We start from the raw sequence: 16,620 nt of genomic DNA on the forward strand, positions 1-16,620 counted from the left end.
CCTCTTATGGAAGACCAGACGAAGAAGCAGGACAAGGACGGCCGCACTCTGCTGGTCGTCGATGGACATTCGCTGGCCTTCCGGGCCTTCTATGCCCTTCCGGTCGAGAGTTTCACCACTTCGACCGGGCAGCCCACCAACGCGGTGTGGGGATTTGCCACCATGCTGGCGGATGTCATGGCCAAGGAGAAGCCCACTCATATGGGCGTTGCCTTTGACGTCAAGGGGGGTACTTTCCGCAATGCGATGCTGCCCCAGTACAAAGGCACCCGTGAGGCCGCACCCAAGGAGCTGCTGAGCCAGCTGCCCCTGATCCAGGACCTGCTCAAAGGCCTGGGCATCACCTATATCGAAAAGCCCGGCTATGAGGGCGACGACATCATCGGCACGCTGGCCACCATGGGGGAGCAGGCCGGATTCAAGACCTTGGTCCTGTCCGGGGACAGGGATGCCTTCCAGCTGGTGGACGACGACATCACCGTGCTCTACCCGGGCCACCACTTCAAGAACCTCAAGCACATGACGCCTCAGGCCATCATGGACCGCTACAAGGTGACCCCGGAGCAGTACCCGGATTTGGCCGCCATGCGCGGCGAAGGAGCCGACAACATCCCCGGCGTACCGGGCGTCGGTGACGGTTATGCCGCCAAGTGGATCAACAAGTACGGATCGCTGGATTCCATTCTGGACCACGCTGACGAAATCGGTGGCAAGAAGGGCCAGTCCCTGGCGGAGAACGCAGACCAGGTGCGGCTCAACCGGAAGGTCAACGCCCTGGTGCGCGACTTGGATCTGGGCGTGAAAGTGGAGGACCTGCGTTTCGGCACCATCCATACGGATCAGGTCCTGCCCATCTTCGAGCAGCTGCAGTTCGGCCCGCAGACCCGCAAGAAGATCCTGCGCGGATTCAACACGGTTGCTGATTATGATTACTCTCCGGCCTCGGCACTGGTCGATGTCAGCGACAAGCAGGAGGAGTTCTCCCAGCCCAAGCGCGATAAGGCGGAATCCGCCGACCAGCTGCGGGAATGGTGCGAGAAGCATCTGCCGAATAAGACCCTTTGCCGACGCTCGGCGGACCATGTCAAGGCCATGGCTGATTCCTTGGACAATGTCAAGGACATCGGCGACTCCGATCAGGATGCCATGCGTTGCAGCGAGGCCATGAAGGAGCACTGGGTTCTTCACGCCATCGGCTGGGCCAAGCACGGCGACTACGGCCTGGAAGAGCTGGCCATTCTCTCCATGGACGGCCACGGTCTGGTCCTCATGGCGGAAGACATTGACGAAGACATGCGTGCCGCTATACAGGAGCTGATTGACCAGCGGATCGGCACCTGCGTGGTCCATGGTTACAAGGAGCATCTGCACTTCTTGGAGAGCCAGGGGCTGCACATGTCCTTGCCCTTGTTCGACACTAAGCTGGCAGGCTATCTGGCTGAGCCTGATTTCCATGCCGACAATCTGGAACAGGCTGTCGCCCATTTCCTGGCCATCCCCGCAGAGGAGGAGCCTCAAGCCACACAGGGGGCCCTGGCCCTGGACGGGCGAGAGGATGAGGATGAGCGTAGGCGGGGGACTCGGATTCTTCGCCAGGCACAGTATGTCATGATGGTCTCCGAGCGTCTGCAGGGGCTGATGGACGAGCGCCACCAGTACGGCCTGCTGCGCACCATAGAGCTGCCCACCTCCGCAGTCCTAGAGCAGATGGAGACCGAGGGCGCTAAGGTGGACGATGCCCGTCTGAAGGAGATGCACGACCGGTTCGCCGCAGAGGCCCGCCAGGCTCAGGAAATCGCCTGGGATAAGGCTGGCAGCCGTGTCAACCTGCAAAGCCCCAAGCAGCTGAGCAAGGTGCTTTTTGACGACATGGGACTGGTGCCTACCCACAGGACCAAGACCGGATCCTATTCGACCAATGTTTCGGTCCTGCAGGACCTGTACATCAAGTCGGTCAACAATGAGCGGGCCAATGACTTCCTGGGTGCGCTGCTCAAGCACAGAGAGACCAATAAGCTCAAGCAGATTGTGCAGACTCTGCGCGAGGCGGTCAATCCCCGGGATGGGCGGCTGCACACCACCTACGAGCAGACCGTGGCTGCCACTGGCCGGCTGAGCTCGGTCGATCCCAACCTGCAGAACATTCCCAACCGGGATGCCCGGGGCCGCGAGATCCGCTCGGCCTTCGTGCCCGGCAGCGGGTATGAGGCGCTGCTCTCCTCGGACTACTCCCAGGTGGAGCTGCGGATCATGGCCCATCTTTCCGGTGACAAGGCGCTGATTGACGCTTTCAAGTCGGGTGCCGACTTCCACCGGTATGTGGCCAGTCTGGTCTACGACATCCCCATGGAGGAGGTTACCGGGGACCAGCGCTCCCATGTGAAGGCCATGAGCTACGGCCTGGCCTATGGACTGAGTACCTACGGCCTGGCCCAGCAGCTCAAGATCAGCCCGGCCGCTGCCGACGTATTGCGCGCCAAGTACTTCGCCACTTTCGGCAAGGTGCATGAGTACCTGGAATCCCTGGTGGCCGATGCCCGGGAGAAGGGCTATACCGAGACCATGTTCGGGCGGCGGCGCTACTTCCCTGGGCTGCGATCCAAGCGGCGTCCCATTCGAGAAGCCGCTGAAAGAGCCGCCCTGAACGCGCCCATCCAGGGGTCGGCCGCCGACATCATGAAGATTGCCATGATCAAGGCCAGCCGTGCTTTGTCCGACCAGGGGCTCAAGAGCCGCATCTCGCTGCAGATCCACGATGAACTGCTGGTGGAGATAGCTCCCGGCGAGACCGGCAAGGCCACCAAGCTGGTCAAGGATTCCATGGAACATGCCGTTGAATTGGCCGTGCCCCTGGACGTGTCCACGGGCATCGGCCAGGACTGGGAACTGGCTGCTCACTAACCTGATATGGGGTGGCCTGGGCCTGGTAGGATCCGAGGAGGGATCGACATGCCTGATGAACAGGATGAGGTTCAGAGGCCTTCGGTGCCTCTGGGCAAGGTGGTGGATCTGCTGGAGAGGCTCTATCCTCTGGACTACGCGGAGGACTGGGACCATCCAGGTTTGGTGGCGGGGGACCCGTCCTGGCCAGTCAGACGGATCTGGTGCGCTGTGGACCCTCGGCTCGATGTGATACAGGAGGCTCTGGACCACAGAGCCGACCTGCTGATCACCCACCATCCGCTCTTCTTCAGGTCGGTTCACCAGGTTTCCGGCCTGGACTTCCGCGGGGATATGGTAACCAGACTTATTGAGGGCCGTTGCGGGCTTTGGGTGGGGCATACCAATGCCGATGCCGCCTACCGTGGCGTGGCCCATGCGGCTGCCGATGCCCTGGATCTGCAGGAGGCGAGACCGCTGGCCCCTCAGCCGGTCTCAAAACGTGATCTGCACGCCGATCAGGGGATCCAGGTGGGCCTGGGTCGTTGGGGCCGACTTCCGGGGCCCACGCCATTTGAGGATTTGGTCCATGCAGTGGCAGACCTCTTGCCCAGGACGGCTCTGGGTCTTCAGGCGGTCGGTCTGTCCGAGGCCATGGTCTCAACGGTCGCCTTGCTGCCCGGCTCGGGGGATTCCGAATTCGACCTGGTTCGGTCCACGGGAGCCGATGTATATATCACCAGCGATCTGCGCCATCATCCTGCCACGGACGCCTACCAGCAGGCCCTCTATGAGGCTCGGCTGGCCGATCGGCCCAATCAGCCCAGGCCCATGCTGATCAACACCCCGCACTCGGCCATCGAGAGTCTCTGGTTCCGCTACGCCAGGGGAGACATTGCCAGGGCTCTGGAGACGGCTACCGGTGTTCGTCCGCAGGTGGAGGTCTCATGCAAGGTCACCGATCCCTGGACCATGGTGGTGCGCTGACTGCTGAGGGTTGACGGTTGAGGAAGAGTGATTGCATGAGCGATAAAGCACAGGCCCTGCAGGCACGTTTGGCTGCCAGACTGGCGGACCGGGATGGACAGGGGCCCAAGGGCATTGACATGACCCGCGCCCCCGAGCTGATGGATGACAGGGAGGTCTTCCGCGGCCCGATATTCGTTATTGACCAGCAGCAGGTGGCCATGTTCCGGCGTGACGGTTCCAAGGAGACCATCGACAGACAGCTCATCCGCCATGCCCCCTGCGTGGTCATGCTGGTGCACGACTGCGCTGCCGATGCCTATCTGTTGACCCGCGAGTACCGGGTGGGCGCCCAGGGCTACGTATTCGGCCTGCCAGCCGGCTTCATCGACCCAGGGGAGAGCCCGGTCAAGGCCGTCCTGCGCGAGCTTCGCGAGGAGACTGGTCTGATGCCCGGGTCCGAGGGTGCTCAGGGCTCTGAAAGCCACTTGGATCCGGAGGACGGCTGGATCGATGCCGCTCCCGATGTCTACTCATCCTTGGGCATGAGCGACGAGCTCGGACACATCATGATCCTACATCTGCGTCGCTGGCATCAGGGATCCACCGACTTTGACCCAGGCGAGCATATCCAGTCGGCCTGGGTCTCCTGGCAGGAGCTCTGTGCGGCTGGAATCGCCGATGCCAAGGCTGTGGTGGCCATCCAGCATGAGGCTATCCGTCGTTTGCAGAAGGTTGAGGTCAAGTCGGCAAGAGCTATGAGCAGATAGGCAAAACATACCAGTGGCAAGATAGCCTCTTATCAGGCATTGATGCACCGATGGGGAGAGAAGCACCGCATGGGCACGCCGAAGGATCCAGAAGGGCATCGCAATTATTCCATAGGCATGAGGCAGGGGCTGATCTTGGCCAGATACATGATGACCCTTTACCTGCTGAACGAACCTCTCAACGGACTGGACCCTGCAGCCATCGGAAAGCTGCGAGACAGCCTGTGAAGCCTGGCTGCTCAAGCCGCTTCCTCTACGAGGTGCTGCGCACTGCTAACCGTTTGATGGTCGTTGCGGACGCCAGGGTCAGCCTGCAGGCCAGCGTGCCGAGCTCGTTAATAAGGGTCAGGAGGCCACCGAGCGAACCCTGATCAAGGCTATGGAGGGCCTATATGAAGAAGCTGCTGAAACTGGAACTAAAAAAGAGCAGGCTATGACCCTGCATCCTCGGAGGGCTGGCGGAGGCGGCCTCAGCTTTGGCGCTGAGAGGCCTGTTCCTGGCCATTGGCCGCACGAGCGGGCGAGCGGCCATGACCCTCGCCGTCATGTTGCTGGTCGACTGCCCTGTGGGTTCGCTTGAACCCCGGCGGCTGTCCTTGGCCCACCTGCTGACCGGCGTCATGGCCGCAGCTTCCGTGGTAGGGGTCAACCTAGTCTGGTTACGCATTCCTGCCCTGCCCTTTATTCCGCTCCTGGCCATCAACGATCTCCTCGGCACAATCAACCCGCCATTTATGACCATGCTCATCAGTGCGGTGAACGAGGACCACCTGGTCGCGACTATGGGAGTGGTGCTCATGATGATCGGGGCGCCTCTGGGGCAGATGATCTTTCTGACGCTGGGCAATCTGGTCGGCATCGCCATCACCATGTCCATTGATGCGAGTCTGACAGGTCTTCTGGCTCTCGTGATTTTCTTTGTGGGATTGCTGTGTATGAACGCCAGGGACCCTACTCCCGTCATGGACAAATGCAAAGTCGGGCTAGCCGGATTTGAACCGGCGACATCCTGCACCCAAAGCAGGCGCGCTACCAAGCTGCGCTATAGCCCGGCGCCCATAGATATCACTGTACGGGCACAATGTATCAATATAGCACAGGGTCGGGTCCCAGCCGATCCTGCAGGGGTGAGCAGGGGAAGGGAACAGCTCTGCGCCTGCGGTTACCATGGTGACCATGACAGTGGAAGAGACATGGGCGGCGCCGCAGACGGGTGGCCCCTTGGACGCAACGGTGACCATACCGGGAAGCAAGTCCCTCTCGAACAGATATCTGATTCTGGCAGCCCTGGGAAGCCGCACCGTCAGACTGACCGGTCTGCTCAGGTCGCGTGATACGGACCTGATGATTCGGACCCTGGAGGCCCTCGGTGTGGACTGTCGGGTTGATTCGGACGACCCTACGAATGTGACGGTCGTTCCACCGGCAGGCGGATGTTTCCGCGGTGGCGCTCGGGTGGACTGCGGGCTGGCAGGAACTGTCATGAGGTTCGTGCCGGGCCTGGCCATGCTGGCTGATGGTCCCACCCGCTTTGACGGGGACAAACAGGCGTATCGCCGCCCCATGAGGCCCCTGCTGGACGGGCTAACCCAGCTGGGAGCCAGGATCGAGTACCTGGGCCATGAGGGCTTCCTGCCCTTTGTACTCACGCCGCCGGATCGCTTGGCGGGCATGGAAGTGGCCATAGACTCTTCGGCGTCCTCGCAGTTTATTTCCGGTCTCCTGCTCCTGGCTGCCAGGGCTGATGGCACCATGACCATCATCCACTCCGGCCAGCATCTTCCCAGTCTTCCACACATTGCTATGACCGTGGAGGACCTGCGTCAGGCCGGAGTCCAGGTCCAGGCCAACCCTGACCGTTGCAGGTGGAGCGTTGAAGGCAGAGGATCTGCTGGGACACAGCTGCCCGATCAGGTACAGGTGGAGCCCGATCTGTCGAATGCGGCCCCCTTCCTGGGAGCGGCTCTGATAGGAGGCGGGCAAGTCAGTGTGCCCAACTGGCCAGACCATACCACCCAGCCAGGTGGGTTGCTTCCCGGATATCTGGAGACTATGGGCGCGCGGGTAGAGATGGCTCCCGACGGGCAGGACAGTACCACCTGCAAGGTGATGGGCGAGGAAGCGATTCATGGACTCGGTGATTTCGACCTTTCCCTGGCGGGCGAGATAGTGCCCTCTCTTGCGGCTATCCTGGTTTTTGCCGATGGACCCAGCCGCCTGCACGGCATCGGTCACCTGCGCGGTCATGAGACCAACCGGCTGAAGGCACTAGCCACGGAAATCACCAGAATAGGCGGACAAGCCAGCGAACTTGTCGATGGGCTGGCCATTGAGCCCGTGCCTGTTCAGCGTATGCACGGGGCTGTCATGGAGACCTATGCTGACCATCGCATGGCTACGTTTGCCGCCATGATTGGGCTCAAGATACCTGGCATCCGAGTGCGCGACATCGGCACCACGGCCAAGACCATGCCTGACTTCCCGGGTATGTGGAAGCGGATGCTGGAGGGCGAGGGCCAAGGTTGAGCCACAGCGATTTGAGCGAAAGGAGCCGTGTTATGAATGCTGGGGCTGAAAGGCAGACCTGGCAGGAGGATTTGGATCTGGCCATCGCCATGGCCGATCAGGCGGATCAGGTCACCATGGGCTACTTCAAGTCGCCGGATCTCCAGGTGGAACGCAAGGCGGACAACACCCCGGTCACTCAGGCTGACAAAGAGGCGGAGGCGGTGATTCGTCGCGTTTTAGCCCGAGCCAGGCCGAACGATACCATTTATGCCGAGGAGCTGGGAAAGCAGAAATCCAACGGCAGACGGTGGATCATCGATCCGATTGACGGGACCAAGAACTATGTGCGCGGGGTCCCGGTATGGGCGACCCTGATCGGCTTGGAGGCAGACCATCAGATGATGGTCGGTGCAGTATCGGCCCCCATGTTGGGCACTCGCTGGTACGCCGCACAGGGGCAGGGGGCCTATATGGCACGTCAGGGTGGATCTCCCGAGGCCATCCACGTATCAAAAGTGGACCGGATGGAAGACGCCTCCATGTCCTTGTCATCACTGACCGGCTGGAAGGCCATAGGCCGCCAGGATCGGCTTCTCGACCTGACTGATCGGATTTGGCGGCTGCGTGGATTCGGCGACTTCTGGCAGTACATGCTATTGGCCCAGGGTGCCATCGACCTGGCGGCCGAGCCGGAACTGGACCTCTATGACATGGGCGCGCTGGTTCCCATCGTGACCGAAGCAGGGGGCAGCTTCACTGACTTGGCAGGCAACCCGGGTCCCTGGGGTGGCAATGGCCTTGCCAGCAACGGTCTTCTGCACAAGGAGGCCCTGGAGGCTCTGGGCGACTGACATATACAAGAAGGCCGGTGACCACATGCACATTGTTGTGGTCACCGGCCTTCTTGGTGCTTAAGGCAAAACCCGGATCTCAATCATCCATCATTTGACCGACCAAGAATCAGATTGAGAGGACAGGTCAGGTCAGCGGTCAGGCCTGAAACTTGTTGCCGTAGGCATCGCCCTGGCTGGCGACGACCTCGGCCTGGCGGGCGATGGAGAGCTCCTCGTTGGTGGGGATGACGCAGACGGCGACCGTGCTGTCGGGGGTCGAAATGATCCGCGCCTCCTTGGAACGCTGGTCGTTCTTCTCCTGGTCCAGCTTCACGCCGAAGGGCTCCAGCTGCTCGATAACCCGGCGGCGCACGATTTCATCGTTTTCGCCCACGCCAGCTGTGAAGGTGATGGCATCCAGGCCACCCATCTGGGCCGTGTAGTTGCCGATGTAGCCGACAATGCGGTGGATGTAGATGTCCAGGGCCAGTTTGGCATCCTCGTCGCCCTCGGCAATCAGCCGGTGGACCTCGCGCATGTCGCCGTAACCGGTCAGGCCGGTCATGCCGGAGCGCTTATTGAAGAGAGTGTCCAGTTCGTCCACGCTCATGTGGGCATTGCGGATCAGGTGGAAGACAACGGCGGGGTCGATGTCGCCAGTGCGACCGCCCATGACCAGGCCCTCCAGGGGAGTCAGGCCCATGGAGGTCTCAACAGGATGCCCGGAGACCTGCGCCGAAGCGGAGGCTCCGTTGCCGATGTGCAGGACGATCTGGCGCAGGCCTTCTGCAGGCTTGCCCAGCAGGCCGGGAACCAGCTGGCCCACATAATGATGGCTGGTTCCGTGAGCGCCATAGCGACGGATGTGGTACTGCTTGGCGATGTCCTTGTTGAGGGCGTAGGTGGAGGCCTTCTTGGGCAGTTCGAAGAAGAAGGAGGAGTCGAAGACGAAGACCTGCGGGGTCTGCGGCATCAGTCGGCTCATGACCTCGGCGCCCTCTGCCTCGGGGCCGTTGTGCAGGGGGGCCAGCACGGCCAGATCCTTGACCTGGCTCAGGGTCTTCTTGGTCAGCAGCGCGGGCTTGGGGAAAATGGCTCCGCCCTGGACGACCCTGTGGCCGACGGCGATGATCCCCGCCTTGTCCAGATCGGGACCATACTCCTTGAAGAAGCCCAGGACGCGCTTGAGTCCGGTCTCATGGTCGTGGATGGGCTCTTCGAGCTCATGCTTCTCGCCGTTGACCTCGTGCTTGTAATGGCCGTCGGTGGGCTCGCCGATCTTCTCGACCAGACCCGAGGCCAGGCTCTGGCTGGTCTCCAGATCGACCAGCTGGTACTTGATCGAGCTTGAACCCGAATTGATGACTAGGACGGTTTTCGCCATTAGGGCATCCTCCTGATGTGCTTGTATAGAGCCTGCGCTCCTCAATCAGTCTTCAAGATTACTCATCGGCCCTTACAAAAGGCTTGGAACCGCGCTTTTCCTACAGATGGACCAGATCGTCTGCAGCAGCATGAGAGGGCCCAATCCACAGGGGATCGCGCCCTCTCATGCATGGCCCTACGACCGTGGTGACGGATCGGCTATGGATCAGTTCTGCTGAGCTTCGATGGCAGTCAGCGCCACTGTGTTGATGATGTCCGCCACCAAGGCACCGCGGGACAGGTCGTTGACGGGCCGGTTCAGCCCCTGCAGTACCGGCCCGATCGCCAGGGCGCCCGAAGTGCGCTGGACGGCCTTGTAGCAAATGTTGCCTGCGCTCAGGTCGGGGAAGACGAAGACATTGACTTTTCCTGCAACCGGATCGTCCTTGGCCTTGGCGGCCGCCACGGTGGGCGACCAGGCTGCGTCAAACTGGATGGAACCGACTATGGGCAGGTCAGGGGCCTTCTTCTTGGCCAGGCGAGTGGCCTCCTCGACCAAGTCCACATCAGGGCCCTTGCCAGAACCTAGCGTGGAATAAGAAAGCATGCCCACCTTGGGGTCGATTCCGAAGGACTTTGCCGTCTGGGCCGACTGGATGGCGATGTCGGCAAGCTGTTCCGCATTGGGGTTCAGGTTGATGGCGCAGTCGGCGAAGACTGCCACATGGTCGTGGAAACACATCAGGAAGGCTCCGGAAACCAAGGAGGCATCGGGCCTGGTCTTGATGACCTGGAGGGCCGGACGCACTGTGTTGGCCGTAGAGTTGATGGAGCCGGAGACCAGACCGTCAGCCTTGCCCAAGACGACCAGCATGGTCCCGAAGTAGGAGGCATCAGTTAGCTGCTTGCGGGCCTGGTCGTGGGTCATGCCTTTCTTGGCTCTAAGTTCGCAGAGTCGTTCGGTCATCGGCTTCAGGACATTCTCATCGTCCATGGATTGGAAGGCAGCCTTGCCGAGGTTGTTCAGTCCCAGTTCCTGGCCTCGTGCCAGGATGGCCTGCTTGTCGCCTACGATGATCAGGTCGACAATGTCGCGTGCCAAGAGATAGTCGGCAGCCTTGATGATGCGGTCCTCGCCGCCTTCGGGCAGAACAATGGTCTTCTTGCTGCTCTTGGCGCGTGCCAGAAGGTCGTTCTGGAAGGCCGCCGGGGTGGTCACTTGGGGCTTCGACTCCTCTACAGCCTTGAGCACCTGGTCCAAGTCGACATCCTTGATGAAGGCCCGGTAGGCCTCTTCATGAACCTGCTTGGCAGCGGGGTCGGCATCGAAGTCAATCTTGGAAACTGTCCATACAGGGCGATCGTAATTCCCAAAGGCTTCCTGCAAGGGCCCTTTCTGACCGTCTTCGCAACCGGAGACGAACACACCGGCAAGGGCGGTGCCACTGGCCTCGACGGTCCTGCGGCAGGCCTGGACGGTCTTCATGACCTGCCTGGGCTCACGGCCGATGGTGCACACTACAAGGAGGACGGGGGAGCGCAGATCGGCAGCGATGTCAGCGTTCAGGCCCATGATTTCCGGGTCGAAGACCTTTGAGTGGTCGCTGCCCACGACCAGGAGCATATCGGGTCTGGTCTGGGCGACAACTCGATCATGGATGACCAGGGCATCCGCGCGGGTTTGGCTCGCGTCCTGGGTGGCCTTGCACGGGCAGGTGCCGCGGCAGATCTCAGCGCTCAGCTCAGGGGAGCTGCTGGCAGCGATAAGGGTATCAGTCAGCATCTCCTTGCGGCAGGCCACCGGACGTAGGATGGCTGTCTTCATTCGGGCTGAAAGGGCCTTGGTCAGACCGTAGGCCACGACATTGCGGCCCTTGGCCGCCTCCGGACTGATGATGGTGATGCTTGCAGGGCTCACTGTGCCTCTCCTGTTCATATGTCTCGTGTGACTGCTTCGTTCACAACCTTTACCAGTATAGGTGTCTGATGCAACACCTGCGATGCCTGCGCAGCCAGACCAGGGTCTGGAAGTCAGCAATCATGCGTTTGCAAGGATCGATGCAACTGAGTGAAATGCCCAAGAGGACATGAGGTGGAATTCCTATATTTGGTATATGCGTCGCATCGGTACTGGGACTCTTCCAAAGGAGGGAACGAGGGAAGAGTTGACCGATGTGACCTTGACACAGGTTGCCCAGTCGGCAGGCGTTTCCCTGTCAACCGCATCCAGGGTCTTCTCCCGGCCTGGTAGGGTGGCGCTGAAGACCAGAAACCATGTGGTGGAAACAGCAAAACGGCTGGGCTACAATCAGCAGATTGTGGATGCCCCGGCTGTCAGCCGCCTCCAGGGGTTCTTGGCTGCGGTGGTGACTGATCTGGAGAACATCGTCTCGGCCAGGATTGCCAGGGGAATAGAGGCATCCTGCCATTTGCACAAGTTCGGTCTGTTTGTACTAGATACACAGGAAAGCGTAGCGCAGGAAGCCGGTACCATCAGAGGCGCTCTCGGCCATGTAGATGGACTCATCCTTGGTTCCTCCAGGCTTTCAGATGCCCAGATCCGCCATTTCGCGGCCTATAAGCCAATTGTCGTGCTCAACAGAGTGGTGCCGGGGATCGCTTCGATCTGGGTGGACGAGTCGGCCAGCATCGATCAGGCGGTAAGAAGTCTGCGAATGAATGGATGCCGTTCCTTATCCTATATGCAGGGCCCTGAGAACTCCTGGCAGAACGTCGTCAGGCTGCGTGCCGCTGCTAAATCCGCCCGAGGGCAAGGCCTTGAATTTAAAGTGCTCCCATGCGCATACCCCTGTGACGAAAACAGAGCCGGAGTTTATGATTCGTTCATAACACGCCCGACGGATGCCGTACTGGCTTTCAATGACGACATCGCCATTAGTTTTATACGGTTTCTGCATGAACGCGGAATTGCGGTGCCTGGCAAGGTTTCGGTGGTGGGCATTGACGATAATCCGATCGGTCGGTTCATGGCACCATCCCTGACCACCATTCAGATCCCTCATGCCGAAATGGGCTATCAGGCTGCCCAAATGCTCATCAACGAGATTCTTCACCTTGCAGATCATTGCTCGGCGGCAAGCAGCGTCTCCACCGTATTGATAGAACGGGCGAGCACAAGCAGGGCCCCCAGCCATATCAAGGCCTAGACCCTGCCGCTTGCCTCCTGGCTCACTTGACCGAGCGGATCGAGAGTACGAAGAGAGCGGAGAGGATGGACATCACGATGGCGATCGGGAAGATATACGTATAGGTCCCTGTCGTCGACACAATGATGGACGTCAAGGCCATGCCGGCGGACTGGCCAGCTGTCGTCGCCGCGTTGATGAAGCCCAGATCCTTTCCGGCGTTCTCCTTGCTGGGCAGGACATCCACATTCAGGGCCTGGTCGATGGCCATGAAGATCCCCTGTCCCAGTGCCACGAAGACGGAGGCGATGTAGATGCCGGTGATGTTGTGCAAGGCCAGGGGGAACACGAATCCGATGATTGCCAGCACGGCCGACAAAACCACCATGGGCTTGCGGCGGTGGATGCGGTCGGATAAGGGCCCGACAAACATGGCTACGATGGAAGCCACCATCTGGAAGATGGCGATGGTGGAAACGACCTTAGCGGCTGATGCCTTGGGCAAACCGATGTAGTCCTGACAAATATAGAGCCAGTAGCCTGAGAGCATCTGGATAGCCAGGAGGAGCAGGGTCCGGCAGCAGAAGGCTTTCCAGAAATCAGGAGCGTGCATGGGCGGGGTGAAGGAGTAGACGATGTGCTTCCAGGCGCTCTGCCCGGTGTTAACGGTCTCTTCCTGCTTGTTGCTGGGTTCCTTGGGGATGATGATCAGGAAAAGCATGGCTGAGATGAACATGCAGATGGCGGCGATGGTGAAGCCCAGCCGCACGCTCTCGATGAATCTGGCTCCTGCCCAGGCGCCGATGGCCAGGCCTAGGGTGTTGCCGAAGCCGATGGCGGATGAGATCGTTCCCCGATACCGTTTGGGGACCCTGTCGGAAACGGTTGAGTAGATGGGGGAGTTCATCATGTTGAAGCTGAGCTTGGACAGCCAGAGCGTGATCACCAGGCCGGTGATGATGCCGATATTGCCCATCAGCAGGTAGAAGGCCAGGGTGAACCAGGCCCCCCAGAAGAGCCAGGGCGAACGGCGTCCGAACCTGGACTTGGTCAAGTCGGACAGGGCGCCGACGACGATGTTGGCCACCAGAGCCACGATGGAGCCGATTGAGGTCATCGTTCCTAGAACGGCAGTAGGGTTTGAGGCTCCCATGTCCTTGATGCGCTGCGGGAGCAGAACCTGGCTGACCATGGCGAAGCCAATGGACATGATGATCCAGAAGGCCAGGTAGCCGATGACCCAGCGGGCCAGGTTGAAACCCTTGACGTTGATTTCGCCATCAGAGGCTTTAAGGGCCTGCTCCGATGACTCTGTCTTGTGTGAATCCATATATTTTCCTCTAATCTCGGTTGCCATGCTCAGATGGAGATAAGGTCCTTGGCCGTGAAACCCAGCCTGACCTGGTGGTGGTCGCCTTCAGGGTTGGGGAACCTGACCAAGGCACGACAGGTCTGGCCGTCAAAGAACCAGCCGCTGGCGGCGCTGCGGAAGCGATCCATGTTCAGATATCGATCCAGGGGTCTGCCATCCAGCTCAACCCCAAGTGGGGCCATGGTCCTGGAGAGCACGGCCAGGGTCATCCGTTCGACCCTGGTTGTGAAGTCGCCGGTGCTCTCCAGATCCAGGGTCACGCCCTGTTCGTCGGGGCGAGCGCTGATCCTGGTCTGGCGGTAGGCACCCTTGAGGTAATCCATGGAAAGCCCGTCATCCTCATAGAGGTCGAAGCAAGCTTTCCGATTGGGTTCGATGAGGATCTCCAGATGGTTGATGGGGTCCAGGTGGAGGTTGGCCAGACCTTGACAGGTGGGTATGATGCTTCCGACGCGCAGGAAGAGCGGAATGCTGCCTAGGTCGACGGGGACTGTGATTTCGCTGCCACCCGGAATGTATCGGTTGGCAGTCAGGTCGAACCATTCGGCACCCTTGGGCAGATAGACCTGGATACGGTCCACGCCCCTGTCCAAGACGTTGGCTACCAGGAGGGAGGGCCCCAACATGAACTCGAAGCTCTCCTGGCAGGTTCGGGGATCGTTTTGGAACTCGTATACCAGCGGTCTCATGATGGGCGATCCGTCCACTGAAGCCTGGTGAAGGAGGGCATAGAAATATGGGACGAGGCTGTACCTGAGCTGTATGGCCTTGCTGATGTACTTGGTGTAGGCAGGATACATCCAGGGCTCGGTGACCGTGTTGTCCGTGTTGCAGGAGTGGATCGAGAAGCGGGGTTGGAAGATGCCGTTCTGAACCCATCGTACAAAGAGCTCGGGGTCTGGGGCCGGGCCATCGAAGCCGCCGATGTCGCATCCCTGATTGGCCACTCCGGACAGGCCCATGCCCAGGATGGTCGGCACGTTGTACTTGAGATTGGTCCAGGATGTACCATTGTCTCCCGCCCAAGTCTGGGCATAGCGCTGGATGCCTGCGAAACCGGCTCGGTTGATTACGTAGGGTCGGGCTCCTGGGGCGTACCTCTTGACGGCCTCCTGGGCCGTCTTGGCCATCATGGTCGACATGATCGGCTTTACCATGCTGATGGGAAGGTGCTGGCCTTCGGCATCGACCATGGCCTGGTCCTCGTTGATTTCATACTCGTTGTTGTCGTTCCAGATGCTGGTTATTCCCAGGGTGAGCAGATGCTCTTGCATCTCCTTGGCCCAGGCTTGGCGTCCGGCAGGGCTGGTGAAGTCAACGAAGTGGGCCGGTCCGCCCCAGAAGCGGTCTTCCTGCCAACCTCCGCCGTCAGGCGTTTTGACAAAGGCTTCCTCCTGCTCCATCCGCTCGGTGTATGGGTGTGTGGTCAGCATGCCGGGCTTGATATTGGGTGCCAGGAGTGCGCCCTTTTCCTTCAGATGATCTACGAATCCCTTGGGGTCGGGGAAGCGGTTTTTGTTCCAGGTGAAGACGTAGCGCTTTCCCTCTGATCCGCTCGTATATCCAGAGGAGAGGAAGAACCCATCGCAGGGTATATCGTTCTGACGGCAAGTGTCGATGAAATCTTCGACGGCCTTGTCACAATCCTTGTCGAGTTCGGTGTAGAACATGGTCGATCCCATGTATCCCAGGGAAGATAGGGGCATCATTGCGGTCTTCCCAGTCAGGTCCGTGTAATGATGAACGACATCTGCAATAGTGGGTCCTCCGATGAAGAAGAGGTCGATATCGCCGGCTTCCGCCTGGAAGTAGCTGTATCGAAGCCAGTAATTGCTATGCTCGGCATCCATGTCGAAGACCGAGTCGGCGCTGTTGTTGTAGAAGAGGCCGTAGGCCAGGCCGGTATACTCGTTGAAGTCGATGTAGAAGGGGATCATCTTGTAGAGGGGGTCGCTCCGGGTGGCATCCCACCCCAGGGAATCCGTGTTATGCATCCGCATTCGGCGGCGGCGCTTGTCGAGGTCGCCGGATTTTTCGCCGAACCCGTAGAAGTGGTCATGGTCGCCCATGCTGGAATAATGGATCGGGCGGCCTGTGCTGTCTTCGACGAAGGCCCTGCCTGGCAGGTCTTGGTGGAGGACCCTGCCTTTCCAGTCTCTGATGGTGAAAGCAAAGGGCTCTGCGGTGATGGTCAGGGTGTATCGACCATTGGTGATTGTCTTGACTGCGCCCGGCCCGTCCATCACCTTTATTCGGATGGGTTCAACGCGCTGGCGCTCATCGGCCATAAGCTGGTCGGTGCCGTCCTCCCAGGCGGTCTTGACCAAGGCATAAGAGAGCTCGGGTCTGAACTCGTCGTCAAAGGTGCTTCGTATGCGGATGATGTTCTGGTCCAGCAGGTAGATTCTGAATCTGGCCCCGTTGGTGATCAGATCCAGATAATCACCATGGTTGTCCATGCCTATGAGTTTGGTGCTTGCTTTCATGAATGCCCTCCCTGGCGTCATTGCTTGGAATCGCTTCGCGATAGTCGATTGCCGAGGATCACGTTCCGTCCAGCGGCATGCCTGGTGCCGGACGACCACGGCAATCAATTCCTATTCTTGGCAGAAGAGGGGCAGGGTAGACGGGCTTGCCAGAATTTTCCAGGAGGGGGGCTTTATGATTTCCATGGAATGGTTTTTACCGGCTCGCAGGCAGAGAAGCCGTCAATTCCCATGGGGTGTCCATCGACTCAGATGATGAGCGCTGCTCTCGATTGACCATGTGGACAGGTTCAG

At 59.9% G+C, this 16,620-nt stretch carries 11 protein-coding genes and 1 tRNA gene; 7 read left to right on the forward strand and 5 right to left on the reverse strand.

From position 1 onward, the window contains the following. The first annotated feature begins 6 nt into the window (after nucleotides 1-6). From polA to J3T95_RS01515, 4 genes are all read left to right on the forward strand, one after another. Nucleotides 7-2,901, forward strand: a complete 2,895-nt coding sequence (polA, locus tag J3T95_RS01500; RefSeq protein ID WP_267450159.1) for a DNA polymerase I — start codon at nucleotides 7-9, stop codon at nucleotides 2,899-2,901. 48 nt (nucleotides 2,902-2,949) lie between these two features. Continuing rightward, nucleotides 2,950-3,867: a Nif3-like dinuclear metal center hexameric protein gene (locus J3T95_RS01505; protein WP_416378729.1), complete on the forward strand. Its 918-nt coding sequence runs from the start codon at nucleotides 2,950-2,952 to the stop codon at nucleotides 3,865-3,867. 35 nt (nucleotides 3,868-3,902) lie between these two features. Next, nucleotides 3,903-4,616, forward strand: a complete 714-nt coding sequence (locus J3T95_RS01510; protein ID WP_267450160.1) for an NUDIX hydrolase — start codon at nucleotides 3,903-3,905, stop codon at nucleotides 4,614-4,616. 69 nt (nucleotides 4,617-4,685) lie between these two features. Then, nucleotides 4,686-4,844 carry a hypothetical protein gene (locus tag J3T95_RS01515; protein ID WP_267450161.1) on the forward strand — a complete coding sequence of 53 codons (159 nt, stop codon included), beginning with the start codon at nucleotides 4,686-4,688 and terminating at the stop codon, nucleotides 4,842-4,844. A 750-nt stretch (nucleotides 4,845-5,594) separates the two neighbouring features. Here J3T95_RS01515 and J3T95_RS01520 read toward each other — a convergent pair. Further along, nucleotides 5,595-5,668 (reverse strand) — tRNA-Pro (locus J3T95_RS01520). A 118-nt stretch (nucleotides 5,669-5,786) separates the two neighbouring features. On the opposite strand from J3T95_RS01520, the gene aroA reads away from it, so the two are divergent. Together aroA and hisN are read left to right on the forward strand one after the other, a co-directional pair. Continuing rightward, nucleotides 5,787-7,142, forward strand: coding sequence for a 3-phosphoshikimate 1-carboxyvinyltransferase (aroA, locus tag J3T95_RS01525; protein ID WP_416378739.1), 1,356 nt, complete (start codon nucleotides 5,787-5,789; stop codon nucleotides 7,140-7,142). Between the two features lie 32 nt (nucleotides 7,143-7,174). Further along, nucleotides 7,175-7,975: a histidinol-phosphatase gene (gene hisN / locus J3T95_RS01530; RefSeq protein WP_267450163.1), complete on the forward strand. Its 801-nt coding sequence runs from the start codon at nucleotides 7,175-7,177 to the stop codon at nucleotides 7,973-7,975. Nucleotides 7,976-8,114: 139 nt separating this feature from the next. Here hisN and J3T95_RS01535 read toward each other — a convergent pair whose 3' ends face one another. After that, entirely contained in the window at nucleotides 8,115-9,341 is a 1,227-nt protein-coding gene (locus tag J3T95_RS01535) for an acetate/propionate family kinase (RefSeq protein WP_267450164.1), read from the reverse strand. A gap of 207 nt (nucleotides 9,342-9,548) precedes the next feature. Further along, entirely contained in the window at nucleotides 9,549-11,240 is a 1,692-nt protein-coding gene (gene pta / locus J3T95_RS01540) for a phosphate acetyltransferase (protein WP_416378730.1), read from the reverse strand. Nucleotides 11,241-11,496: 256 nt separating this feature from the next. On the opposite strand from pta, the gene J3T95_RS01545 reads away from it, so the two are divergent. After that, the gene (locus J3T95_RS01545) at nucleotides 11,497-12,489 is read left to right on the forward strand and encodes a LacI family DNA-binding transcriptional regulator (RefSeq protein ID WP_267450166.1); all 993 of its coding nucleotides are present in this window, start codon (nucleotides 11,497-11,499) and stop codon (nucleotides 12,487-12,489) included. A 22-nt stretch (nucleotides 12,490-12,511) separates the two neighbouring features. Here J3T95_RS01545 and J3T95_RS01550 read toward each other — a convergent pair whose 3' ends face one another. Continuing rightward, nucleotides 12,512-13,798 carry an MFS transporter gene (locus tag J3T95_RS01550; RefSeq protein ID WP_267450167.1) on the reverse strand — a complete coding sequence of 429 codons (1,287 nt, stop codon included), beginning with the start codon at nucleotides 13,796-13,798 and terminating at the stop codon, nucleotides 12,512-12,514. A 29-nt stretch (nucleotides 13,799-13,827) separates the two neighbouring features. Continuing rightward, on the reverse strand, nucleotides 13,828-16,326 hold the full coding sequence (locus J3T95_RS01555; RefSeq protein ID WP_267450168.1) for a glycoside hydrolase family 31 protein: 2,499 nt from the start codon (nucleotides 16,324-16,326) through the stop codon (nucleotides 13,828-13,830). Nucleotides 16,327-16,620: the final 294 nt, after the last annotated feature.

Origin of the sequence: Bifidobacterium sp. B4079 (genome assembly GCF_026537385.1) — a bacterium.
Lineage (GTDB): Bacteria > Actinomycetota > Actinomycetes > Actinomycetales > Bifidobacteriaceae > Bombiscardovia > Bombiscardovia asteroides_I.